Consider the following 22,432-nt stretch of genomic DNA (forward strand, 5'->3'; position numbering starts at 1 on the left):
GAGGTCCGTTACATGTGGATTTATGAGAAGAAACTGCAGTACCCAGTACGTGTAAGTAAATGTGACCCGCATATGGCCAAATTACTGCAGGAGCAATATGGTGGAGCAGACGGCGAGCTGGCCGCAGCCCTTCGATATCTTAACCAGCGGTACACTATACCAGATAAAGTCATCGGTCTGCTAAATGATATCGGCACAGAAGAATTCGCTCATCTCGAAATGATCGCCACCATGATCTATAAGCTGACGAAGGATGCCACGACAGAGCAGCTGAAGGCAGCAGGCCTGGACGCACACTATGTGAGCCATGACCGGGCGCTTTTCTATGAGAACGCAGCAGGTGTTCCGTTTACGGCGAGCTATATTCAAGCGAAGGGTGATCCCATAGCCGATTTGTACGAGGATATCGCAGCGGAGGAGAAGGCCAGGGCCACCTATCAATGGCTGATCGATATGACGGATGACGTGGATCTGCAGGATAGCCTGAAGTTCCTGAGAGAGCGCGAGGTGGTGCATTCTCTTCGATTCCGGGAAGCTGTCGAGATCCTCAAGGAGGATCGGGAGCATAAGAAGATCTTTTGAATGACGAAGAGCGGCTCGCCAAGTGCGGCCGCTTTTTATTATGGCTTTAGCCAGTTGAGTGCGTGAAGCGCGCGAAACAAAAAACCACCCGCTATGCGGGTGGAGGGATTGAGGGTTTGACCACCATGACCATTCCAATAAAATTGAGATGTTCAGGCTCAAAAGAGAGGAATGGTCATCAATGGCAACCAAGAGCTACAGCCTAGCTCACACAAAGTGGATGTGCAAATACCATATTGTGTTCACCCCGAAGTATAGACGGAAAGAAATCTATAATCAAGTGAGAAGAGATTTAATCGAAATCTTCAAACGTTTGTGTAAGTACAAAGGAGTAGAGATTATAGAGGGTCACATGATGCCCGATCATGTCCACATGTTGGTAGCGATTCCGCCGAAAATTGCAGTCTCAACGTTCATGGGATATCTAAAGGGAAAAAGTTCGCTCATGATATTTGAAAAACATGCCCAGTTGAAGTATAAGTACGGAAATCGAAAATTTTGGGCCGAGGGGTACTATGTGAGTACAGTGGGCCTAAATGAAGCAACCGTAAGAAAGTATATTCGTGAGCAAGAAGCACATGATCAAGCGGTAGATAAGCTGAGTGTAAAAGAATACGAAGATCCATTTGGCAGTAATAGGAGCAAAAAGAAATAAAACCAGTTTAACTGGTAAGTGAAAGTGACAAATAACACTGAGCCTGAACAGATTTGCTGTCAGGCTAGCGTCTTTAGGCGCAGTTTGGCAACAGGGGGTTATACCCCAAGAGCAAACCACCCGTTGGACGGGTGGTCATGATTTTGACAATAGCCCATGTTCGGTTTAAGGCTTCAGGGTTCTCCACGCCCAATAGAACCCTAATCATTAGCAAATATTGATAACATGCACTAAATTTATAAATCTTGTAAAAGGATCTAGTACAAAAGAGATATTTATGAACGATGTCACTCTACCGATATATGATTAGGCTCAATTAATTTTACATTATAACGGGGGGTACCACATTGTTTGCAGCAAGACTATCACAAAAAATAATATTGTTGGTTCTATCGTTAAATCTGATCATCAACCTACCGGTCGGTATTTTGATGTCGCAAGCAGGAGCTACTTCAGCTTCCTTAGCTACGTCTGAGAATTATGTCTGGACAGAGAGATTTCCGACGACTTTACCTCAAGCGAGAACAGCTCCCTTGATGGCCTATGACCCAAGAAGTGAGAAGATTCTCATGTTCGGAGGTTACGTAGGAGGCTCTACCATTCGTGTTAATGACACATGGACATGGGATGGGGAGAACTGGGAGCAGCTCCACCCCACGGTCACGCCGCCTGCAAGAAGTGGTGGTGGTATGGCCTATGACCCCATTTCAAATCGGATTATTATGTATGGCGGAGATGGTCGAACGAATTTACTCGGGGATACCTGGACCTGGACAGGCACTGATTGGCAGGAGCTGACGCCTTCTACTAGCCCTGGACTTCGGGGAGTTCCGTATATGGCCACAGATGAAAAAAATGGTAACATTGTCTTTTTCGGTGGTCAGTCTCAGACAGGCCTTACCAATGAAACATGGGTGTGGGATGGAGGTAACTGGGTTCAACAAGCACCTTCAACGAGCCCAACTCCCCGTGCTTTCGGACAAATGGCCTACGATCCGGCCAATCAGAACCTTGTGATGTTCGGTGGAAACTCTAGCGGAGGTTTTCTAAACGATACGTGGACTTGGGACGGCGTGGACTGGACTCAACATATAACCACAAGTGCCCCAAACATACGGATGGCCTATGGTCTAGCCTATGATGGTGCGCATATCATCCTGTTCGGCGGCGAAATACTGGGATCCGGCGGACGAATGAACGATGATACCTGGTTCTGGAGCGGGACAGACTGGAGCCAACAGCCTCTTGTCACCAACAAGCGTGGTCATGTTGCTATGGTGTATGACCTGAAGCGTGACCAGCTCTTTTCATTTGGTGGTTATTCAGAAGCGATGGGTTTCATCATTAATGAGACCTGGACGTTACAATCAGCTCCAATCGTAGCAACAGGGGATGTGAACACCATCACCTCAAGCTATGCGGAGCTCTCAGGTGAAGTAGTCATACAAGGCAAGAACCCTGTGACAGAACGTGGTATTGAGGTGTATGATTCCAACTCTCATGCTATCAGGTATGCAAGCACAGCAGGTGGTGCGGGGAATTACACAATTAAAGCGGCCAACCTTGCACCTGATGCCAACTATAGTTATCGCGCATATGCGATAGATCGCTATGGTATCACATACGCAAGCGAGATGAAGGGTTTTCGTACGCCTACCAAGCCTCCTATCACATTGGACAGCTCTAGCTACAACCTGCAGTTGAAGGAGACACACCAAACTGTTGTTACAGGTGTATACGAGGAAGACAACTCCTCATATGTCATCACAAGCGGGGTAACGTTCAGCTCATCGGAGCCCCAAATTGCTACTGTGAACACTGATGGTCTGGTGACTGGACTTGCTGAGGGGACTTCCGTCATTACAGCGGTCTACAACGGAATGTCTGCTGCGGCCATAGTCAATGTACTGTATAGTCCACCTGCCGTTACCAATCTGTCTGTAGATAATGCGTCATACAACCTATTAAAGGGTGAGACGCAGCAAACGGTAACACAAGCGGTGTATGAAGATGGAAGCCACAAGGTCGTAAGCGAAGGAGTAACGTATACTTCATCCAATCCGAACGTTGCCACAGTCAATGAGCATGGACTAATTACTGCAGTGTCTAAGGGCAGTACGGTAATTACTATTGAATATGCAGGTAGATCTATTGATATTGTCGTGAACGTAAGGACTAGAAGCAGCAACGACGACAATAATTCTGGCAGTGGAGATAACGGTGGAGGAGCCGGAGGCGGAGCCAATAACTCTTCTCCTGATACGACAGATGATCAGTCTTCATCATCAGATCATGATGCCTCTGAAGTTAAAGACGAAGTAACTGGTGACACGATCGCTTCGACTACGGTGCAAAATGAAAACGGAGAACAGGTGACTGTTGTTCAAGTGGACAGCGACAAAGCAATCTCTGTGCTCGAAAAGACAGGACGAAACAAATTGGTCATCAATTCTGCAAGGGAGAATACGGTTAGGACACAACTGGATGCCAAGCTTACTCAGTGGCTTGAGCAACAAGATGGTTCTATCGAAATCAATGCAGGTCAAGGTAGCACGATTCTGCAAGCCAGACAGCTTCATACGGACAGAATCGCTGATCAATATGGCGCAGCAACGGAGTTGCAAAGCCTTCATTACAGCATCACCGTTTCCGGTGATAACACAGCACAAATGCAGGCCATTGAGCGGGCTGCAACTGCTCGAAATCTCACCTTGGTAGGAACGGCAATCCATTTTGCTGTGACAGCAGAGTATCAAGGGGTACAAATCACTGTGCCAGATTTTGGGGAATATGCAAAATCGCTTATTTTATTGCCAGCAGGATACGATCCTAATCGTATTACCACAGGTATTGTGTACGATGAATCCCAGGTATCCTTCATGCACGTGCCCACTAAGGTTATACAACTGAATGGTCGATATTATGCACAAATTAACAGCTTGCTCAGCAGCGGGACATATGCGCTGATTTGGAATGAAGAGGGCTTTGCTGATACGGTGAATCATTGGGCGAATGGCGCCATTGTGAACATGGCATCCAGACTTGTCATTGAAGGCACCAGTGCTTCAAGCTTCGAACCTAATCGTGAGATAACCCGTGCTGAATTTGCGACAATTGCTGTACGTGCATTCGGGCTTCAAGACCAATCGCGGGTAGGCAAGACATTTAGCGATGTGGAGCAGAATGTCTGGTATCAGGATTATGTCAATACGGCTTCTGCATATGGACTTCTCACCGGATATGATGATGGCTCCTTCAAGCCTAATCGGAACATTAGCCGCGAGGAAGCGGTCGCAATCCTCATTCGTGCTGTAAAGCTGGCACATGTGGACACAGCTGCCAATAGCCTGTCTGAGCTTGAGTCGTATAAGGATGGGGATCTCGTATCTTCATGGGCTAGTGCCGCCGTAGGGTTCGCTGTACAACAAGATATTGTGCAGGGAGATCAAGCAGGAATGCTGAATAGTCAATCCCCAGTGAGCCGTGCAGAGACGGCAGCATTGATCGAAAGAATTCTTAAGTTTGCAAGTCTGATCTAAACAACTCTGATCTAAACAACTCTGATCTAAATTAGAATGCTGTTAGAAATGCCATCAGAAATACCTGAACAACCAAGAAGCCAGTCGTCAGTTCATGACGGCTGGTTTTTCATGAACAAGAATAATTATTCTGTTGAAATCATGGACTGAATTGCTTTATCATACGTAACAAGAATTCAACAAGAGTAGCAGGAAGTGAAGAAGAGTAGCAGGAAGTGAACAACAGCAGCAAGAAATTAGTAACAGTTAAGGTTGGATTAACTGATGGGCAATCGTTCAAAGCATGTAACGAACCGAGGTGAGCAGGGTGAATCGTATGTATAAGACGCTGAGAACGGATATGGAGCTGTTTGCTGCTGCCATGACACAGCTGCGCGTATATATCGTGTCTGTGGATGAGACGTGCCGGACAACCTTTGAGGATTTCGGTGGCACAGTAGAGCGCATTGCACCGGATTCGGTGACCATCGCTGGCAAAGTGTATGAACGCGATCAGTATGAATTCAGGGCTGCTGCCCATGTAGTTGACTAATGTTTAACAACGAAAGTTCCATGGCCAGATGGCTTATGATAAGCTAATCACATATAGCCATGTTGGAGGAAGGACGATAAGAACCCAATGACTAAGATATTGACCAAGCCAGAAGCGATGATTTTTGATATGGATGGTACGTTATTTCAGACCGAGACGCTTCTAAGCCCCGTCTACCACAAGCTATTTGCCCAACTACGGGCAGAGGGACTGTTCGAGGGAGATACGCCGCCAGAGGAGCGAATGATGAACAGTCTCGGTATGCTGCTTAGCGACATTTGGATGAAGGTAATGCCGGACGCCAGTGACGCGGCGCGGGCACGAGCCGATATTCTGTTGCTGGAGCTGGAGATGGAGGGCTTGAAGGAGCAAGGAACACATCAGTTGTACCCGCAGGTGAAGGAGACGCTGCAAGCTCTTCATGATCAAGGAGTACGGTTGTTCGTGGCAAGTAACGGCCTGGAGGATTATGTGAAAGGTGTAGCGGCTGCCCATGAAATTATGCCATTGTTCGAAGGGGTCTACAGTGCGGGACAATACAATACGGCCACAAAGGTCGATCTGGTGAAGCTGCTGCTGGATCACCATGGCCTATCCAACGCATGGATGGTGGGTGACCGCTCCTCGGATGTGGAGGCAGGCAAGGAGAATGGTCAGACTGTCGTTGGTTGTGCCTATGCTGGCTTCGGAGGTGGTGAGGAGCTGCGCGGCTCAGATGTAATCATTAAGGATTTTACAGAGCTGCTGGCGCTATACTCATCGGCGAAGTAGTTGTAGCTGACAACAATCAGAACACATGCTATGAATAGCATGTGACGATATGAATAATAAGTAGCGATATGAATAATATGTATGGAAGAGTCCCTTGTCTAGCGGGGGACTCTTCGTCTTCTTCCAGCAACCGTGGTGGAAGCCAGTTTGTTGCGGTGGATCCACAGTGCATATTCCAGTGGCCGCACGATCGCAAGTCGATAGATATCTTTCTCACCGATCTTTGAGAATACCTCACGAGCAGGCTTAGGATTGACCTCCAGTACATAAATGTGACCATGCTTGTTGATAGCCAGATCCAGAGCGAGCTCGCACAATGCACCGTACAAATTCTCTAGGTAGATAGCGATAGCCACACTGAGCTTCTCCGCATTGTGTCTGACTTCACGCCGAATATTCTCGTCCGGAATCCATTGCTTCAGTAATTCTTGCATCGGAACGGCATTTCCACCTCCGTGCAAATTGGAGGTTACACTGCGAGGGGGACCGACCCTGCCAGCACCCCCGGTAAATTCCCATTGTCCCTGCCCATTCTTCTGTACGAGCATCCGGTAATCATGCACCCGTCCGTTGCCCAGCATGATCGGTATACCCTCTTGAATGAGGTAGTTGTGCATATTCCAGCTGGAAAGTGCAGATTTGAGCTTTTCAATGGGTATTCTCTTCGGTGGGATGATCCTGCGTTGCAGGTCCCTTCCCTGAACCAGATACAGATTTGTTTTGCCTGGAACGGGTTCAATGCGCAGTACCCCTCTCCCGCCAGTACCATTGATGGGCTTGAGGTAGAGGAGTGAATTGTGCTTCAGCATCTCGCGTACGTCACTGAATTGATGGAACAGACGTGTCGCGGGTAGATGAGGATAGAACTCAGGTACAGCCGCCAGGGCCTGATGAACGGTCCATTTGTTGCGGAGTGGACGATTCAGAAAGGTCAGATGCCCATATTGTCTACGGAATCGCTTCAACTGCTCGAAGCGGCTGCCTCGCTGTATCCGACACCGATCATAGATCATTTGTGGGAAAGCCCGCCAAGAGCGAGTCCATGCTCCACGAACGGGATCGTAATCCTGAGCAAGCAGCATTTTCTTGGTAGGGTGTAAGTCGGATGGGGTGAATACGAATACCTCCAATCCCATCCGTCGGCCTTCCGTAATCATGCGCTGATAGACCTGACGGTCCTCAATCTGTTTGTTTTTATTAATGTAGAGCGTCATGATGCCTAGGACAGCTTCAGCCATGGTAATGCCCCTTCCTTGAAGGGAGGGCGTTCAGCTTGATCCAGCTTCCCTTCATACACGATTACGGTCTTACCTCCTGGACGACTAGTAATGCCTGTAGCAGTAAGTCCAGCATGATAGCACATTTTTTTAGCAGCGGTGTGATCATGATCCACGGTACAGACCAGATATTCAAGCCGTGACAGCTGCTCCTGCAACAAGCGTCTTCCTAGTCCACGGCCACGGTATAGCGGTCTGATGACAACCATGCATAGCTCATGACCGAACCCTACAGCCAGACAAAAGCCGGCTATTTGAGGTCCCTGCTCTGTACGCACATAGGCATACAAGAGGGAGGCTCCTTCCTCGTTCAGTTGTTCTGTCGACAAGGTAGCCAGCGGTCGCAGCAGCTCTCTGCTGATCCGCAGGCCCCCGCATCTTCGGGCGAATTGTAAAAGACTTCGTCGTTGTATAATCCAATTGTCTGTCGAGTATTCCTCCATGGTCGCAATGTGCGTCAAGTTGTCACCTCCTAACCGCCTGTTTTGATCTGATTGGCCAGATATGAGCTGTATTCGAAGATGCGCTCCAACGATTTACGGCGGATGTCCGACTCATCGAATTTCATGGGCTTCGCATTGGCCTCGAAGAACCACAAGTTCCCTGACCCATCGACGCCAAGGTCCATGGACATCTCCCCAAGGCTTGCGCCTGCTCCAATCTCAACCTGACGTGCAATCTGTGTGGCGGAACTGTAGACGCGCTGCAGCAGCGTGTTGCTCATGTCGGAGCCAAAGAGTCTGGACAACAGTGTCTCTGGATTCTCCACGCTTCCTCCGCGCGGGACATGAGTGGTAATGCTTCGTGCCCCTGCCAGTCGAGCACCGATCCCGGTGACGCTCCAGTGACCACGCTCATTCTTCTGGACCAGCACACGTAGATCGAACGGACGCTTGCGATAGAGTGTAAGCTCAATTCCTTGCTGGAAAATATATGGTGTGCTACCTGTCTCCTTGCGAATCCTTGCCCAGAGCTTCTGGAGATTTCCTGTCTTGTACGTTGTGCTCTTCCGAGTAGATTGGATCTTCAGCCGATAGGGCAGCGATTGCTCCTTGTTATACTTCAACAGCATGATACCTTTGCCGGCTTTGCCGCTCTCCGGCTTGAGATACAGAAAGGGAAATTCCTGCAGCATTTCCTCCAGACCGCTCGCATTATTCAGCTTCCGGGTAGCTGGTATGAATTTGCGAGTATTTTTGGAGGATTTAAGCCACTGAAATAGGTTCCACTTGTTGAAGAAGCTGGGGTTATACATGGCAATATCTCTTCGTTTACCCAATTCTCTTAGCTTGCGCCGTACAGAAGGTCTGCTCTCTTGGCTACGATTAGGAATGCGATTATAGACGACATGGGGGAGAGGGAAGCGACCAGGCTCCCACGTCCCCTTACTCTCGTTGAAGGTATATCCGCGGACAGTACCACCGGACAGTACAAGATCCTTGGCTGTTACGATATACACCAGATTCCCCAAGGATGTTCCTGTCTCCCATATATCCTGAAAGTTATCCAGATTTCCCTTCAATTTTTTGCCGGTGCCTCGAACGGTCAGAATAGCGAAGACTAGCCTCTCCTCCATGCGAATGTTCACGCGTCCTCCCTCCCCTGGAACTTACTCAGGTAAAGGCAATGATCCAGAATGTGGTCAATGGATGCTTTTCCTTCAGAGCGCAGCGAGGGATGGTGGAAGATCGAGCGGCCTGGCTTGGCATTGGCCTCGAACATCCAGACCTGCTCGTTGTGATCAATGCCCAGGTCAAATCCGATTTCTCCAAGAAGATGCTTATGCTGGGACTCAATTGCCTGTGCAAGGATAACCGCAATCCGCTTCATATTCTGAAGTACTTCGCCTGAACGAGACCCGAAGCTGCGACTGAGCGCCCGTTCAGGGGTTAGAAGTGAGCCGCCATTTTTGATATGTGTCGTTACACTACCTTTTCCAGCCTTCTTGGCGCCAATGCCGACGACCACCCATTGATTGGAGCCGTTTTTGTGCATGTGGAATCGGAAGTCAATCGGACACTCATCCAGCTCGATCAAATGGATTCCCTGCTGAACAACATAGCCTCGCATGGATTGCCCCAGTCTGGCCTGAAGCATTCGCATCAATTTGTCAAAGGAAGAGAAGCGCAGCAGTGCATTACTGCCCCCGCGCCTGTAGCGAAGGAAATATCCCTTCTGAGGCGTGTAGGTTAATTTATAGATACCTTTCCCAAGGCTGCCTGCACTAGGCTTGTAGTAAGCCATTTGATGACGCTCCAGAATCTGGGCAATCTGATCTCTGGTCGGATTCATATAAGATTCTGGTATATATTTGCTGACTGACGGCATATTCTCAAGCAACCTGTAAATATCCGATTTGTTGAAGAAGCTCCAGTTGAAGAACGGAATTTTCTTGCGAATGAATCGCTCCCGCAGCATGTTCGTGGAGGGCGAGAAGTCGAATTTTCGACTGGGCAGCCGATTATAGACGACATCCGGAAGAGGCACCCTCTTGCGCGTGAACTCTCCTTTATCGCTCAGAAAGTAGCCATTCACGGTCTCCTTGTTCCAATCAATGTCCCTTGGTGCAAAGGCAAATATATAGGCTCGCTTGTTCCCCTCTCGCAGCAGCTGTCTGATAAAGCCGGTTCGCGAGCCGAAGGGCTGGCTTGTCGACCCGGAGCCATCGGACAGTACACCGATTAGTGGCCCGAGCTGTACGACGCCGTTCTGTGTGTTTCGCAGGTAGACAGTACCTGCCTTGGGGATATTAATGGCATTGCGGATGCCATTAGCCAGGTATAGATGCTTGCCGGGCTTCCGAATGGTACGAACAGCAGCCGGAATTCGGCCTCTGCCAAGCCGCAGATGGATCTGTTTGCCACCTGCAAGGTTGAGGCTCTTCATCAGGTTGGTCGAAATATACACAACCTTCTCGGGCTGTCCCGTAAAGTGAACATTACAATGGGTCAAACTCATCTATTTATCCTCCTATCCCGACAGCCTATAGGGCCCGCGTGGCAATGCGGCAGCCGGGTCAGCTGGGCTGTTGACTTGGAAATGAGCTTCTGGTGAATGGCTTGCTGTCATCCTGTCTTGTCGATCGTGCATCCCTATTAAATAGCGGGCGTATTGCAGGGGGCGATATATGGATTGGCGGGCACTTGTCAGGTCCTCTAGTCCGAAAAAGGCTGATCTGCCAGGCCTTGAATTGACCTCCAATAGCCAGATGCGGCGAGAGGTGTCCACGCCAAAGTCAATTCCAAGCTCCCCGAGACTGCCGTAGTGCGCCTCAATCAGACTGGGAAGCTTGAGTGCAAGCATCTCTAATCTCTGCACAAGAATCGCTGCCATCTCTTGCCCGAACAGTTCCTCCAGATAAGCAAGAGCTTGATGAGCGCTTCCTCCACCATGGAGATTGGAGGTTAGCCCCTTCGGGTTGTTACCTTCCCGGACCACAAGTCCAGTCAGGGTCCAGATGCCCGCAAGGTTCTTCTGGACCAAGGCACGCACGTCAAACGGCCTGCCCCCCCGGCCCCTCAGGTCAAGGAAGGGCTGCACAATATAGCGCTGCCCGGCAATATATTCGTCTACCCAGTCGATTGCTGTATCCAGGCTCTGGAAACGAAGGCTGAATGACTGGTTACGGTGGTTGCGGCCAGCTACCGACAGGTACTTCCCGTCCGGGGAGGACACCACGGCTAGCACACCTTTACCGTGAGTACCAGCTTGAGGCTTCAGGAACAGTCTGGGCTGTTGCTGGAGCTTGTCGCGCAGCAGCCTCCCCCCATAGTAAGGAAGCGTAGGGGGTAACACGGGACGAAGTTGGTAATCGGTGGCAAGCTTCTTATACACATGCCATTTTCCAGGTAATCCTCTAGACCAGTAGCGCAGTGGCCGGGCTGCCTGCTCTGCTAACCGCTGGAGACCTAGGCAGCTGGAAGCACGCCGTTCGCTCCCGGATTGCCGATCGTAGATCAGATCGGGCAGAGTTATGCGACTCCTGATCCACCTTTTGTCCCGGTAGATGTAACCGGATATCAAGCCGTGCTGTGGCTCGATGCCATCCGCTGTGAAGATGAGTACAGTTAGTCCATAGCGCCTTCCAGATTGGCAAAGTCGGCGGCAGAATACAGCTTCGGCGATGGGTGGCGATCCTGTTCTTCGGTTCACGATGACTCCCAGTATGCGATGAGGAGCAGCAGCTTCAGCGTGTACGGACATGGATATCAGCCTCCTTGCACCGCTGTCAATGCAATTCAGCCAAATAACAGCAGTAATCAATCATTTTTTTGACCGAAGGGCGAATTTTCTGGTCACCCAGCGGTGTGTTGTCATTCTTGGATGGTTTGGAGTTCACCTCAATTAGCCAGACATGGCCTGAAGTATCCAATGCAAGGTCTATTCCCAATTCACCAAAATGGGCAGGGATTGACTGCTCCACACCGGATGCAATCGCAAGTGCGGCTGTCTTCAATGCTTGATAGGCGTTGCTCTTGACTGAAGAAGACAAGGAAGTCTTGGCGACGGCCTCCTTAACGGTACTGAGTGAGCCACCCCGTGCCAGATTCGAGACGAAATGACTTCCTCCCGCGATCCGAGCCACAATCGAGGTGACACTCCAGACACCCTTCCTGTTCTTCTGCACTAGAGCGCGAAAATCAACGGGGCGTTTGCTGTGGTCAATGAGCGGAAGACCTTGCTGGATCTGATAGCGGGTCGTTTTCATTTTTCCCGAGATGCCTGAGAACATTTTTACGATACTGGGATAGACCTGCTTCTTCGGCGCACTGGTGGATGTCGTGAGTGTAGTGAAGGTGCCGTCTACATTTTTGGTGATCCGAATGATTCCTTTGCCAAGACTACCTCGTACGGGCTTCAGAAACACGCTGCTGTAAGTAGAGCACATTTTCTTAAAGGTAAGGTAATTATCCAGCAGGTGAGATTCTGGCAGATAGCGTCTTAGCTCTTTGTTGTGCTTCAGGGCGTCAAAGACCTCATTCTTATCCAGAAATTTCTCGTTGAAGACCGTCGAGCCATACCGTAATTTTACTTCTTTCATGAAATACTGTACGCTAGGTTTGTTCTCGAGCTTGCGTGAGGTAAGCCGATTGTTGACTACATCTGCCGTAGGCAGAACCGCTTTTTTCCAGGACCCATCGTAGACCCAGCCGTCAACGTGACCGGGATGGGAACGAATATGATCGGGTGTGAAGAAGTAGACATAAGCGCCCTGTTTAGTGCAAGCACCAGCCAGCTCACGACAAAAATGGGTGATTGTACCGAATGGTCTGTCCGTCTGATCCGGAAAATCCCGGCTGATCAGGACGCCAATCAGCGGCCCCATGCGCAGGGTTCGACTGGGAGTATGGCAGGAGACGCGCAGGACACTGCTGGAAGTCAGACCCAGCTTATGTGCAAGGGCATTCCCCATGCGGATGCCATGTATTCCAGGTGCAGATATAGCTGTGATCTCTTGGCGGAATGAGCCGAATACGAGCTGCAGAGGATGCCCGGTCTGAATCTTCCATAGCTTCAGCAGTTGATCACTGATCATAAGAACGTCATCCTGCAGCAGGCCCGATCCGATGACTTGAACCGATACTTTTTTACTGGACATCGTGGATCTCCTTCCAGGCAGCAACTAGAGGTTAAGGCTGTATGGGCTGCGTCAGCACATTGCATGTAGTTCATCATATGAGGACATATATACCTTGGTGATTGACCTAATCCGTTAAATTGAATGGTGCTTCAACAATGTTAGGGAGGATGAAGAAGAATGAGTATTTATGACAAGGCGCATGATTTGGCAAAGGCTCTCAAGCAGAGCGGTGAGGTAGAAGAGATTACGGCAGCGATGAAGCTGGTCGATGCCGATCCCGAAGCTAAGCGCATGCTGGACGAGTTCAGACAACGCCAGATGGATGTGCAGCAGCGGATGATGAGTGGAGATATGCCGCAGCAAGAAGAGATTGAGAGCATGGAGAAGCTTTTCGAGGTGCTGAGCAGCAATCTTAACGTCCGTCGTCTATTTGATGCGGAGCGCCGTCTGAGCGTCATTATTGAGGATGTCAACAAGATCATTACGGAAAGCCTGCAGCATTTGTACGGCACTTCTCAATAAGATTGACTCATATCTTGTCCGACTTCCTCATAGACTAGAAACATAGAGTAGGAAGCGAGTACAGCTTTCCTAAGTCTCAGGTGGGAGGAAGGTTAGGATATGAAGTCTTTTAAGAAGTGGAAGCATGGCTTATATTTACTGGTTGCTCTAGTGATGCTCATTATCGCACTGCCGCGAATTCCTTTTGGTGGAGAAATGGGACTGGTAGAGCTATTCGGAGCGGTATGGGTGTTATTCTCGCTGATGGTGATCGGTGCCAACCTGCATTTTCTGCTGGGTGTGGATGAGGAGAAACGGGCAGCGTTAGAGCGAGTGCGCAAGGCCAAGCTGCAGCAATGGCAGCTGAAATGGGATGAGCAGGAGCAGCAGCAGGATGCCCTTAGAGGCAAGTCCTCTTGAAGGACTGACGCTTAATCTTATGTACCAAGCTGGTAGGACAAGATATGTATCTTGTTCTGCTGGCTTGTTTGCTATTGACCGGAGGATACGGGGATAGGCTATTTGATGAACCTACGCTGAGCTGAGAAGGTGACATACCTATCTTTGAAATGGAGGTGGATATGATATAATGAGTACAGATTAATACAGATTGCTCGCAGGGGGTGTAACAGTTGTGCAGGGGTTCGACGAAACGGTCACGAAGCATGAACAGCTATTACGACATATTGAACAGCTGAAGGTGGGCACCAAAATATCGGTCCGCAGATTGGCCAAGGAGATGGCTGTTAGTGAAGGGACCGCCTACCGTGCTGTAAAGGAAGCCGAGAATCTCGGCATTGTCATTACGAAGGAACGGATCGGAACGGTTCGGGTAGAAAAGAGGCCACGTGGAGTTTCCGAGCAGCTGACCTTTGCGGATGTGGTGAATATCGTTGAGGGGCATGTACTTGGCGGTAGCGAGGGTCTGGCCCAGCCGCTTCACAAGTATGTCATCGGTGCGATGAAAGTGGATGCCATGGCACGTTATATTGATCCAGGTAGCCTGCTCATCGTCGGTAACCGCGAGAATGCACACTCCTTGGCATTAGAACAGGGAGCTGGTGTGCTCATTACAGGGGGCTTTGGTACAAGCCGTGAAGTGAAGCAACTGGCCGACAAGCTTAATTTGCCGATTATCTCCTCACGTCATGATACCTTTACGGTAGCCTCCATGATTAACCGGGCCATATTTGACCGCCTGATCAAGAAGAAAATTATGCTGGTCGAGGATATTGTCTCGCGCAAGGGCAAGCCCCACACACTGAAGATCAACAGCACCGTTGCCGATCTGGAGGCACTGGCTGAAGCAACTGGAGAACAGCGTTTCACAGTAGTGGATGAATGGAACCGTCTCATCGGCATTGTGGGGCGAAAGGATATTCAGCATCTACAGGGCAATCAGTCTATTGAGAAGTGTATTCTTCGTAGCCCGATTACAGCCTTGCTGCAGACCTCTTTGGCCTCGGCTGCGCAGATTATGACCTGGGAGGGCATCCATTTCCTGCCGATCATTGACCGGAATCGCAAGCTGCTTGGGTCTGTGTCTCGCAAGGAGGTGCTGACAGCCCTCCGAGACGCCCAGAAGCAGCCACAGCTAGGAGAGACGTTCGATCATCTGATCTGGAGCGGCCTTGCAGAGGAGCGCGGACCGGAAGGGGAGCTGATGTTCAACGGCTTCATTATTCCGCAGATGGCTACGAATCTCGGTACGATCTCGGAGGGAGTGCTGATCAATATTATGACCCAGGCGGGCTGCCGCGTCGCCAAGGACCTGACAGGCAATGACCATGTGCTGGATCAGATCAGCAGCTATTTTATCCGTCCGGTACAGATTGAGGATGCTGTCGTCATTCGCTCATCAGTGATGGAGGTCAGCAGGCGAACCTGCAGACTGGAGATTTCTATTTTTCGAGAGGAGCTTATCGTCTGCAAATCGGTGCTGACCCTGCATTCCATTGACCATGGGTGAAGCACGATCAGGCCAGCTCATTTCAGGAATGACAGGGCTTACCGCTTGGAGTGGCTCTATGCTCATGTGATGCGTTCATGTCCTAGCTTCGTATATATGGGCGCATCTCCACCCAGATTTGCAGCACGCCTTCTACCGCTAGCATCGTCTTGACCTGAATGGAGTATTCTTTCTCGCGTACGGTATATATTTTGCGGTTGAGCAGAACACGGACCATCTTGCTGTCTGTATCAATCTCGAATATATCCCGTCCGCGCAGCACCTCCAGATCCTCATGCATCTGCCGCAGTATATCCTTGACCTCGATCGCCGAGATTTTATCTGCGCTTGACTGCTCAGCCCGGACCTTAATCTCTTTAATCACACTATGTCGGTTGCTGTGCTTGCGCAGAGTCTCATTATCCTCCTCTGCCTGGTCCAGCTGAATGCGCAAATCCTGATTATGCATCCAGAGCGCGTTATAGCTGGTATGCCAGATCGCATTGTATATAATGCTTCCCGCGACCATGCCAAGCACGAAAATACCTGATTGTCTCAAGAAGCTCCTCATATGCTAGCTACGTCCCCCGTTACATACCCATTTGACCAGCTCCGTCCCCATGTGTGCCCCCAGGAAAGCAAAGATCAGATATAGAATCTGCTTGATGGCTGGTGAAAGATTGCCATCCAGCACATTGCTCTCAATGACCCTCATGGGGTCAATGGTTCCGCCCACGGCCGCGGCAAGCGCCCAAATTTTAATTTTGCCTGCGATATCCAGCATCGTTTGCGTAGGTGGCTGCAAGGCGATCACGGCTCCGACTCCTCCCAGCATAGCCCCGCCTAGCACAATGCCAAATGCAATGAAGAAATCCAGAATAGCTTTGGTTAGAAATGTACTCATCATGTCCCTCACTTTCTCACTTTTGGCTTGTGGTGATCCTCTGTGCCAGCTTCTATGGTTGCTTATGTCCTGACGATATGGCCTTGTGCCAAGCCTTGATCAGGCACGATAGAGCCTGTACTTTTATTGTATGGGCGCGAGGTGCCAGGTTATGATAAAATAGTTCCAAAGGGAACAGACATTCCTACCGATCTGTTCAACAAGCGCCGAAAGGATGCGAAGCGCATGAGTTCATTTGTTCACCTGCATACGCATAGTGAATATAGTCTGCTAGACGGTGCAGCCCGGATCATGGAGCTGGTCGAGCAGGCTGCTGCATACGGAATGAAGGCTTTAGCGCTGACAGACCATGGGGTTATGTACGGGGCTATACCTTTCTATAAAGCATGTCAGGCACGAGGCATTAAGCCCATCATTGGCTGCGAGGTCTATTTGACTGCAGGCTCGCGCAAGGAGCGTGGCAGCCGCAAGGATCAGCCAATTTATCATTTGATATTGCTCGCACGTAATATGAAGGGCTACCAGAATCTGATGAAGCTGTGCTCCATCGGTCATCTGGAGGGCTTTCATTATAAACCACGTATTGATATGGAAAGTCTGGCGACCTACGGTGAGGGCATCACCTGCTTGAGCGCCTGCTTGGGAGGCGAGGTACCGCAGCATTTGCTACATGGCCGGGAGCGCGAGGCGCGGGCTGCAGCGAAACGCTACAAGGACATCTTCGGAGAGCACTTCTACCTGGAGCTGCAGGATCATGGGCTGCCCGACCAGAAGCGTGTGAATGGACTGCTGGTCGAGCTGTCTCGCGAGCTGGACATTCCACTCGTATTAACGAATGATGTGCACTATCTGACGGGTCCGGATGCTGAGGTTCAGGATGTGCTTATCTGCATTGGCACGGGGAAGACGCTGGAGGATGAAGAGAGATTCCGTATTCCGACAGATCAGCTCTATATGAAGAGTGCTGAGGAGATGGCACGCTTATTCCCACATTTGCCAGAAGCCATGGCCAATACGGTGCGTATTGCTGACGAGTGCCAGCTGGAGCTGGAATTCGGTCATTATATATTACCAGCTTATCGTCCTCTGCCAGAAAGCATGTCTCCTGGCGAGTATCTACGGTCTCTGTGTCTTCAGGGGCTGGAGGATCGTTATGCACAGGATATCCGCTGGCATGATGAGGAGCAACGCAGACAACTGGAGGAGCGGCTTGATTATGAGTTGAATACGATCGAGAGCATGGGCTTCAGCGACTATTTCCTGATCGTCTGGGATTTCATCGCTTATGCCCATCAGCAGGGAATTGCAACCGGGCCAGGACGTGGCTCGTCTGCTGGTAGCCTCGTAGCGTATGTACTCAAGATTACGAATGTAGATCCAATGAAATACCAGCTGTTGTTCGAACGCTTCCTGAACCCGGAGCGGATCAGCATGCCGGATATTGATATTGACTTCAGTGACGAGCGGCGGGATGAGGTTATCGACTATGTCGTTGCCAAATACGGCAAGGAGCATGTCGCCCAGATTATCACGTTCGGGACGCTCGCGGCCAGAGCGGCAGTGCGTGACGTAGGGCGCGTGCAGAATGTTCCCTACGGCGAGGTAGACAAGGCAGCGAAGCTCATTCCGGGCCAGCTCGGCATTCATATCCGTAAGGCTATGGAGATCAGCGAAGGGCTGCGGGAGTTATATGAGACGAAGCCGGCTACCCGTGCGATGCTCGATATGGCGATGAAGGTAGAAGGAATGCCAAGACATGCGTCTACGCACGCCGCCGGTGTCGTGATTTCGCGTTCGCCCCTGACGGATGCTGTGCCACTGCAGGAGGGAGGAGAAGGCGTACCCCTGACCCAATACGCCATGGAGAGTCTGGAGTCGATTGGCCTTCTCAAGATGGACTTTCTCGGCTTGCGTACGCTATCCATTATTGAGCGCAGCCTCCGATGGATTGGAGAGGAATATGGTACGACGCCTGATTTTAATCAAATTAATGATGATGATCCGTTAACCTATGAGCTGCTTGGACGAGGCGAGACGACAGGTGTGTTCCAATTAGAGTCTGCAGGGATGCGCAGAGTGCTCAAGGATATGAAGCCAAGCAGCTTCGAGGATATTATCTCGGTGCTCGCATTGTATCGCCCGGGCCCAATGGAGTTCATTCCGAACTACATTCAAGCCAAACATGGAGCAATAGAGGTTCGATATCCCCACCCTGATCTGGAGCCTGTCTTGAAGGATACTTATGGCATTATCGTGTATCAGGAGCAGATTATGCAGATTGCTTCCCGAATGGCGGGCTTTTCGCTGGGAGAGGCGGATCTGCTGCGCAGGGCCGTATCCAAGAAGAAGCGTGAGGTGCTAGACCGAGAACGAGGTCATTTCGTGGCCGGAAGCATCAACAAGGGCTATACGGAGGCCGAGGCGGATGTGGTCTATGACATGATCGTTCGCTTTGCCGATTACGGCTTTCCGCGTGCGCATGCGGCTGCGTACGGCGTTTTGGCCTTCCAAACTGCCTATCTGAAGGCTCATTATCCGGTTCAGTTCATGGCTTCCATGCTGACGGCGGTGATGGGGAGCCATCGCAAGGTGGCAGAGTATGTCGTGGAATGTCGACGCATGAATATGAAGGTGCTGCCGCCAGACGTGAATGAGAGCGGTGTACTGTTCACGCCGGTAACGCAGAATATTCGATTCGGACTTGCAGCCATTAAGAATGTCGGAACGCAGGCTATGGAAAGTATTCTAAGTGAGCGGAAGGAGCGTCCTTTCGACAGCTTGCTAGATTTCTGTCGTCGCGTAGATCTGCGGGTGTGCAACAAGAGAGTGATTGAGTCACTGATCCAGGCAGGGGCCTTCGATTCTCTGCCAGGGCACAGAGCCCAACTACTGACGATGCTTGATGAGACCCTTGAGGCTGCGTTGAAGTGGCGCAAGGAGCGTGAGGATCTGCAAATTCAGCTGTTCGATTTCGATGTCCTAGAGACGCCGAACTGGGAGATTAACTATCCTGACGTTCAGCCTTACAGTGCAGGCCAACAACTGGAGATGGAGCGTGAGCTACTGGGTCTCTATCTGTCCGGTCATCCACTGGATGACTGGGACGAGGAGCTGGTGGCCGCTGGTATAGACAAGCTCATGCAGCTGTCGGAGGCTGCGGATGAGTCTGTGATCGTTACCGCAGGCATGGTCGTATCCATGAAGACGATTACGACGAAGCAGGGGAAAGAAATGGCCTTCATGGAGCTGGAGGACCAGATTGAGCGCTGCGAGGTCGTATTGTTTCCTGAAGTCTGGAGAAGGAGTCGCCCCCATGTGGAAAAAGGAGCCCTGCTTGCCATTCGCGCGAGAGTGCAGCAGCAGGACGAGGGCTTCAAGCTGCTTGCCGATGAGGTAGCTCCGCTGAGTGGAGAGCATCTACAGCGCCTGCTGTCCCGCCGGAGCAGCAGCTCCAGACGTCCTGCCTCTGGACGTGCGCAGGGCAGTCCGCCTGCTGCTGTCACTGCAGCATCCGTTGCAGTACCCGCACAGAAGGTGTCCTCTGCCGCACTGGATCATGCTTCCCGAACAGATGGACGAAGTGCACAAAATGTCGACAGTCGTCATGAATCTGCATTGGTGAAGTCCTCAGGAGAGTCCGGCCAAAGGGTTACCAACGCCCACGCCGCAGCCAGCCGTGCTATCGAGGGGGCTATTGGAGCTGGGACAGGCAGGGAGACTAACGACCAGGCAAATCTATCTGATAGAGCAGGAGTGGAGCAAGACAGAAAGAGTGGCTCTGATCAGCGAATCTTTATCAAAATCACCAGGGAAGCTGAAGCGGATGCTGGACTGCTGAGCATGGTGAAGTCTGTACTGGAGAACCATGAGGGGGATCTGCAGACTGTTCTTTTCTACGAAGGGAGCCAGCGCTTGCTTGCACTGAGTGATGCCTACCGGACCAAGCCTTCCCCAGAGCTGTTCCAACAGCTGGAAAAGCTATTGGGCCAAGGCACAGTCCGTGTGAAGTAAGCTTATGGCAAGAACAATTCAGTAAGCTGCTGCATACACATGAGAACACCGGCTAAAAGTATCTCCGCAGCAACTTGTCCATGGGTGTTCATGGTGCGGAGCAGGAGGGAAGCTCATGTCACAACAGTATGCTGAGGCGCTTCTGAAGCGCAGAGGGGTCAAAATCGAGGACATTGCAGACATCGTCTATCATCTACAGAGCAAATATTATCCTGACCTGACGTTTCAGGAATGTATGGATAGCGTCAGGTCTGTGCTTGGCAAGCGTGAGGTTCAATATACTTTGTATACAGGAATAGCGTTGGATGAGCTGGCGGAGCGCAAGCTACTGCCAGAACCTCTGCAGACCATTATGGAGGCAGATGAGCCGCTGTATGGCGTGGATGAGACGATGGCACTAGGGATTACCAGTGTATATGGTATGATTGGGCTAACGAGCTTTGGCTATGTTGACAAGGACAAAACAGGAATTCTGGAGCGTCTGAACCGAAAGACAGAAGGTATTCACGTTTTTCTAGATGATCTGGTAGCGAGTCTGGCGGCCGCAGCATCCGCCCGTATTGCCCATGGAAATGCACTGGCTCGCAATTATCCACCCCCTACATCTTAAATTTGAAATAGCTCCCGACCAGCTGTCGAAGCTTGTACGGCGGGCATTTAGAATGCTAATTGCCCTCTTGAAGGAAGAGGGCCTTTCTTGCGGGAAAAAAGTAAGGTATGTTATCATGAGTTCATTAATACGGACTCGAGAGACATTTGCCTAGGGGGTTACAAGGGTGTGGACGGTGATCTACATTGCACCAACTGCCAAAATGGCTGATATGATCAAGCTCAAGCTGTCTGATGAAGGTTTTATGGTGAAGACACGGGCCATAAGTGCCTCCAAGCAGCAATTTGAGATCCTCGTCCCTTCTGGAGAAGTGGAAGAAGTTCAGGAAGTGCTGAATGCCATCCTGCATCCTTAGACCTATGCACCCACGCACGAACAACTGGCATGAGGGAGATCAGGCTGACGCCTGTGCTGGCATTTATTTTGGAATTATAGAAATTATACGTGTTCAAACGCTCCAACAAAGTCTATAATCGCAAGACATACGTTCCACGGAGTGGGGACTACTTCCACGCAAGTTCTTCGATAGACATGTTCCTAATATAGATTTTTTATGATGAAGACTTCCTTCATTGGCAGCTTCTATAGATCCTGGGCTGACAAATTAACGGCTGAAGAGGTGTAGTTGTGTTCAAAGATTTATTCCAGAAAAAAAGAAAATACGCAACGATTCCCGCAGAGCGGTCGCGTGGCGGCGAACAACCTGATACAGGTGATCGTCCCAAGCGTGAGATTCCTGAAGGGCTCATGACCAAGTGTGGAAAATGCGGAACGATTCAGTATAGCAAGGAGCTGGAGAAGAATCTGAAGGTATGCCCATCTTGCGGGTACCATATGAGACTGAATGCTCTTGAACGGATTAAAATGACGTTTGATGATGAAAGCTTCATAGAATATGATGCTGATATGATCTCGGTCGATCCACTCGACTTCCCTGGATACAGCTCCAAGCTGGAGCAGCAGACGATGAAATCGGGCTTGCGTGATGCTGTTGTGACTGGAGAAGGCTTGATTGGTGGACAACCTGTGGTTGTAGCTGTAATGAGCTTTGACTTTTTTACTGGAAGTATGGGCTCTGTCGTGGGTGAGAAGATTACTCGTGCTATTGAGCAGGCCATATCCAAGAAACTGCCGGTGATCATCTTCTCAACCTCTGGTGGTGCACGGATGCAGGAAAGTATTCTTAGCTTGATGCAGATGGCGAAGACGAGTGCGGCTCTCTCCAGATTGGACGAGCAGGGTGGACTCTATATTTCTGTGGTTACTGATCCTACGACAGGTGGAGTGTCCGCAAGCTTTGCTACGCTGGGAGATATTAATATTGCTGAGCCAGGCGCCGTATTTGGCTTTGCCGGTAGAATTGTAATTGAGCAGACCATTCGGCAGAAGCTACCAGATGACTTCCAGACGTCAGAGTTCAATCTGCAGCATGGGCAGCTTGATATGGTCGTTCACCGCAAGGACCTGCGCGGTACATTAACACAGCTACTTGAACTTCACAGCACGAAAGGGGTGTACTAG

20 protein-coding genes are annotated in these 22,432 nt (G+C 50.4%); 12 read left to right on the forward strand and 8 right to left on the reverse strand.

The features are described from left to right. The first annotated feature begins 12 nt into the window (after nucleotides 1-12). The 5 genes from MKX74_RS07105 (at nucleotide 13) to MKX74_RS07125 (ending at nucleotide 6,079) form a co-directional block, all read left to right on the forward strand. On the forward strand, nucleotides 13-582 hold the full coding sequence (locus tag MKX74_RS07105; RefSeq protein ID WP_018886093.1) for a manganese catalase family protein: 570 nt from the start codon (nucleotides 13-15) through the stop codon (nucleotides 580-582). A gap of 181 nt (nucleotides 583-763) precedes the next feature. Then, a complete protein-coding gene (gene tnpA / locus MKX74_RS07110) occupies nucleotides 764-1,237 on the forward strand; it encodes an IS200/IS605 family transposase (protein WP_341180529.1) in 474 nt (157 codons plus the stop codon). Nucleotides 1,238-1,806: 569 nt separating this feature from the next. Then, nucleotides 1,807-4,776, forward strand: coding sequence for an S-layer homology domain-containing protein (locus MKX74_RS07115; protein WP_341177905.1), 2,970 nt, complete (start codon nucleotides 1,807-1,809; stop codon nucleotides 4,774-4,776). A gap of 316 nt (nucleotides 4,777-5,092) precedes the next feature. Continuing rightward, entirely contained in the window at nucleotides 5,093-5,308 is a 216-nt protein-coding gene (locus MKX74_RS07120) for a hypothetical protein (protein ID WP_018886091.1), read from the forward strand. Between the two features lie 87 nt (nucleotides 5,309-5,395). Then, entirely contained in the window at nucleotides 5,396-6,079 is a 684-nt protein-coding gene (locus MKX74_RS07125) for an HAD family hydrolase (RefSeq protein WP_341177906.1), read from the forward strand. A gap of 98 nt (nucleotides 6,080-6,177) precedes the next feature. Here the strand turns inward: MKX74_RS07125 and MKX74_RS07130 are convergent, their stop codons facing one another. Genes MKX74_RS07130 through MKX74_RS07155 form a run of 6 tightly spaced genes read right to left on the reverse strand, consistent with a single transcriptional unit; the run spans nucleotide 6,178 to nucleotide 12,955 of the window. Next, nucleotides 6,178-7,317 carry a YheC/YheD family endospore coat-associated protein gene (locus MKX74_RS07130; protein ID WP_028592024.1) on the reverse strand — a complete coding sequence of 380 codons (1,140 nt, stop codon included), beginning with the start codon at nucleotides 7,315-7,317 and terminating at the stop codon, nucleotides 6,178-6,180. Further along, a complete protein-coding gene (locus MKX74_RS07135; RefSeq protein WP_018886088.1) occupies nucleotides 7,299-7,817 on the reverse strand; it encodes a GNAT family N-acetyltransferase in 519 nt (172 codons plus the stop codon). The genes MKX74_RS07130 and MKX74_RS07135 overlap by 19 nt, the downstream gene beginning before the upstream one ends. An 11-nt stretch (nucleotides 7,818-7,828) precedes the next feature. Continuing rightward, the gene (locus MKX74_RS07140) at nucleotides 7,829-8,944 is read right to left on the reverse strand and encodes a YheC/YheD family endospore coat-associated protein (RefSeq protein WP_341177907.1); all 1,116 of its coding nucleotides are present in this window, start codon (nucleotides 8,942-8,944) and stop codon (nucleotides 7,829-7,831) included. Beyond that, the gene (locus MKX74_RS07145; protein ID WP_341177908.1) at nucleotides 8,941-10,314 is read right to left on the reverse strand and encodes a YheC/YheD family endospore coat-associated protein; all 1,374 of its coding nucleotides are present in this window, start codon (nucleotides 10,312-10,314) and stop codon (nucleotides 8,941-8,943) included. The genes MKX74_RS07140 and MKX74_RS07145 overlap by 4 nt, the downstream gene beginning before the upstream one ends. 12 nt (nucleotides 10,315-10,326) lie before the next feature. Further along, entirely contained in the window at nucleotides 10,327-11,559 is a 1,233-nt protein-coding gene (locus MKX74_RS07150) for a YheC/YheD family endospore coat-associated protein (protein WP_341177909.1), read from the reverse strand. Nucleotides 11,560-11,584: 25 nt separating this feature from the next. Continuing rightward, nucleotides 11,585-12,955: a YheC/YheD family endospore coat-associated protein gene (locus tag MKX74_RS07155; RefSeq protein WP_341177910.1), complete on the reverse strand. Its 1,371-nt coding sequence runs from the start codon at nucleotides 12,953-12,955 to the stop codon at nucleotides 11,585-11,587. A 159-nt stretch (nucleotides 12,956-13,114) separates the two neighbouring features. Between MKX74_RS07155 and MKX74_RS07160 the strand changes: the two genes are divergently transcribed. The 3 genes from MKX74_RS07160 to MKX74_RS07170 all read left to right on the forward strand — a co-directional run bounded on the left by MKX74_RS07160 (nucleotide 13,115) and on the right by MKX74_RS07170 (nucleotide 15,407). After that, nucleotides 13,115-13,459 carry a YlbF family regulator gene (locus tag MKX74_RS07160; protein WP_341177911.1) on the forward strand — a complete coding sequence of 115 codons (345 nt, stop codon included), beginning with the start codon at nucleotides 13,115-13,117 and terminating at the stop codon, nucleotides 13,457-13,459. A gap of 99 nt (nucleotides 13,460-13,558) precedes the next feature. Next, nucleotides 13,559-13,858 (forward strand): hypothetical protein, encoded by a 300-nt coding sequence (locus tag MKX74_RS07165; RefSeq protein ID WP_341177912.1) that lies wholly within the window; start codon nucleotides 13,559-13,561, stop codon nucleotides 13,856-13,858. Nucleotides 13,859-14,072: 214 nt separating this feature from the next. Further along, on the forward strand, nucleotides 14,073-15,407 hold the full coding sequence (locus MKX74_RS07170) for a DRTGG domain-containing protein (protein WP_018886081.1): 1,335 nt from the start codon (nucleotides 14,073-14,075) through the stop codon (nucleotides 15,405-15,407). A gap of 82 nt (nucleotides 15,408-15,489) precedes the next feature. Here the strand turns inward: MKX74_RS07170 and MKX74_RS07175 are convergent, their stop codons facing one another. Together MKX74_RS07175 and MKX74_RS07180 are read right to left on the reverse strand one after the other, a co-directional pair. Beyond that, on the reverse strand, nucleotides 15,490-15,957 hold the full coding sequence (locus MKX74_RS07175; protein ID WP_341177913.1) for a hypothetical protein: 468 nt from the start codon (nucleotides 15,955-15,957) through the stop codon (nucleotides 15,490-15,492). A 3-nt stretch (nucleotides 15,958-15,960) separates the two neighbouring features. Next, the gene (locus tag MKX74_RS07180; protein ID WP_018886079.1) at nucleotides 15,961-16,290 is read right to left on the reverse strand and encodes a YtrH family sporulation protein; all 330 of its coding nucleotides are present in this window, start codon (nucleotides 16,288-16,290) and stop codon (nucleotides 15,961-15,963) included. A 225-nt stretch (nucleotides 16,291-16,515) separates the two neighbouring features. On the opposite strand from MKX74_RS07180, the gene MKX74_RS07185 reads away from it, so the two are divergent. The 4 genes from MKX74_RS07185 to accD all read left to right on the forward strand — a co-directional run bounded on the left by MKX74_RS07185 (nucleotide 16,516) and on the right by accD (nucleotide 22,432). Then, nucleotides 16,516-20,301 carry a DNA polymerase III subunit alpha gene (locus MKX74_RS07185; protein ID WP_341177914.1) on the forward strand — a complete coding sequence of 1,262 codons (3,786 nt, stop codon included), beginning with the start codon at nucleotides 16,516-16,518 and terminating at the stop codon, nucleotides 20,299-20,301. 115 nt (nucleotides 20,302-20,416) lie between these two features. Further along, nucleotides 20,417-20,911, forward strand: a complete 495-nt coding sequence (locus tag MKX74_RS07190) for a phosphatidylglycerophosphatase A family protein (protein ID WP_341177915.1) — start codon at nucleotides 20,417-20,419, stop codon at nucleotides 20,909-20,911. Between the two features lie 166 nt (nucleotides 20,912-21,077). Continuing rightward, nucleotides 21,078-21,266, forward strand: coding sequence for a hypothetical protein (locus MKX74_RS07195; protein ID WP_018886076.1), 189 nt, complete (start codon nucleotides 21,078-21,080; stop codon nucleotides 21,264-21,266). A 272-nt stretch (nucleotides 21,267-21,538) separates the two neighbouring features. After that, complete coding sequence (gene accD, locus MKX74_RS07200) at nucleotides 21,539-22,432, forward strand: acetyl-CoA carboxylase, carboxyltransferase subunit beta (protein WP_018886075.1); 894 nt, start codon at nucleotides 21,539-21,541, stop codon at nucleotides 22,430-22,432.

Source organism: Paenibacillus sp. FSL K6-1230 (assembly GCF_038002385.1).
In the GTDB taxonomy this organism is placed as follows: Bacteria; Bacillota; Bacilli; order Paenibacillales; family Paenibacillaceae; genus Paenibacillus; species Paenibacillus massiliensis.

Bases quoted from the DNA above. Each gene is read 5' to 3' on its own strand.
- MKX74_RS07105 (WP_018886093.1), top strand. From the start codon at position 13: ATGTGGATTTATGAGAAGAAACTGCAGTACCCAGTACGTGTAAGTAAA.
- tnpA (WP_341180529.1), top strand. From the start codon at position 764: ATGGCAACCAAGAGCTACAGCCTAGCTCACACAAAGTGGATGTGCAAA.
- MKX74_RS07115 (WP_341177905.1), top strand. From the start codon at position 1,807: ATGTTCGGAGGTTACGTAGGAGGCTCTACCATTCGTGTTAATGACACA.
- MKX74_RS07120 (WP_018886091.1), top strand. From the start codon at position 5,093: ATGTATAAGACGCTGAGAACGGATATGGAGCTGTTTGCTGCTGCCATG.
- MKX74_RS07125 (WP_341177906.1), top strand. From the start codon at position 5,396: ATGACTAAGATATTGACCAAGCCAGAAGCGATGATTTTTGATATGGAT.
- MKX74_RS07130 (WP_028592024.1), bottom strand. From the start codon at position 7,317: ATGGCTGAAGCTGTCCTAGGCATCATGACGCTCTACATTAATAAAAAC.
- MKX74_RS07145 (WP_341177908.1), bottom strand. From the start codon at position 10,314: ATGAGTTTGACCCATTGTAATGTTCACTTTACGGGACAGCCCGAGAAG.
- MKX74_RS07150 (WP_341177909.1), bottom strand. From the start codon at position 11,559: ATGTCCGTACACGCTGAAGCTGCTGCTCCTCATCGCATACTGGGAGTC.
- MKX74_RS07155 (WP_341177910.1), bottom strand. From the start codon at position 12,955: ATGTCCAGTAAAAAAGTATCGGTTCAAGTCATCGGATCGGGCCTGCTG.
- MKX74_RS07160 (WP_341177911.1), top strand. From the start codon at position 13,115: ATGAGTATTTATGACAAGGCGCATGATTTGGCAAAGGCTCTCAAGCAG.
- MKX74_RS07165 (WP_341177912.1), top strand. From the start codon at position 13,559: ATGAAGTCTTTTAAGAAGTGGAAGCATGGCTTATATTTACTGGTTGCT.
- MKX74_RS07175 (WP_341177913.1), bottom strand. From the start codon at position 15,957: ATGAGGAGCTTCTTGAGACAATCAGGTATTTTCGTGCTTGGCATGGTC.
- MKX74_RS07180 (WP_018886079.1), bottom strand. From the start codon at position 16,290: ATGAGTACATTTCTAACCAAAGCTATTCTGGATTTCTTCATTGCATTT.
- MKX74_RS07185 (WP_341177914.1), top strand. From the start codon at position 16,516: ATGAGTTCATTTGTTCACCTGCATACGCATAGTGAATATAGTCTGCTA.
- MKX74_RS07190 (WP_341177915.1), top strand. From the start codon at position 20,417: ATGTCACAACAGTATGCTGAGGCGCTTCTGAAGCGCAGAGGGGTCAAA.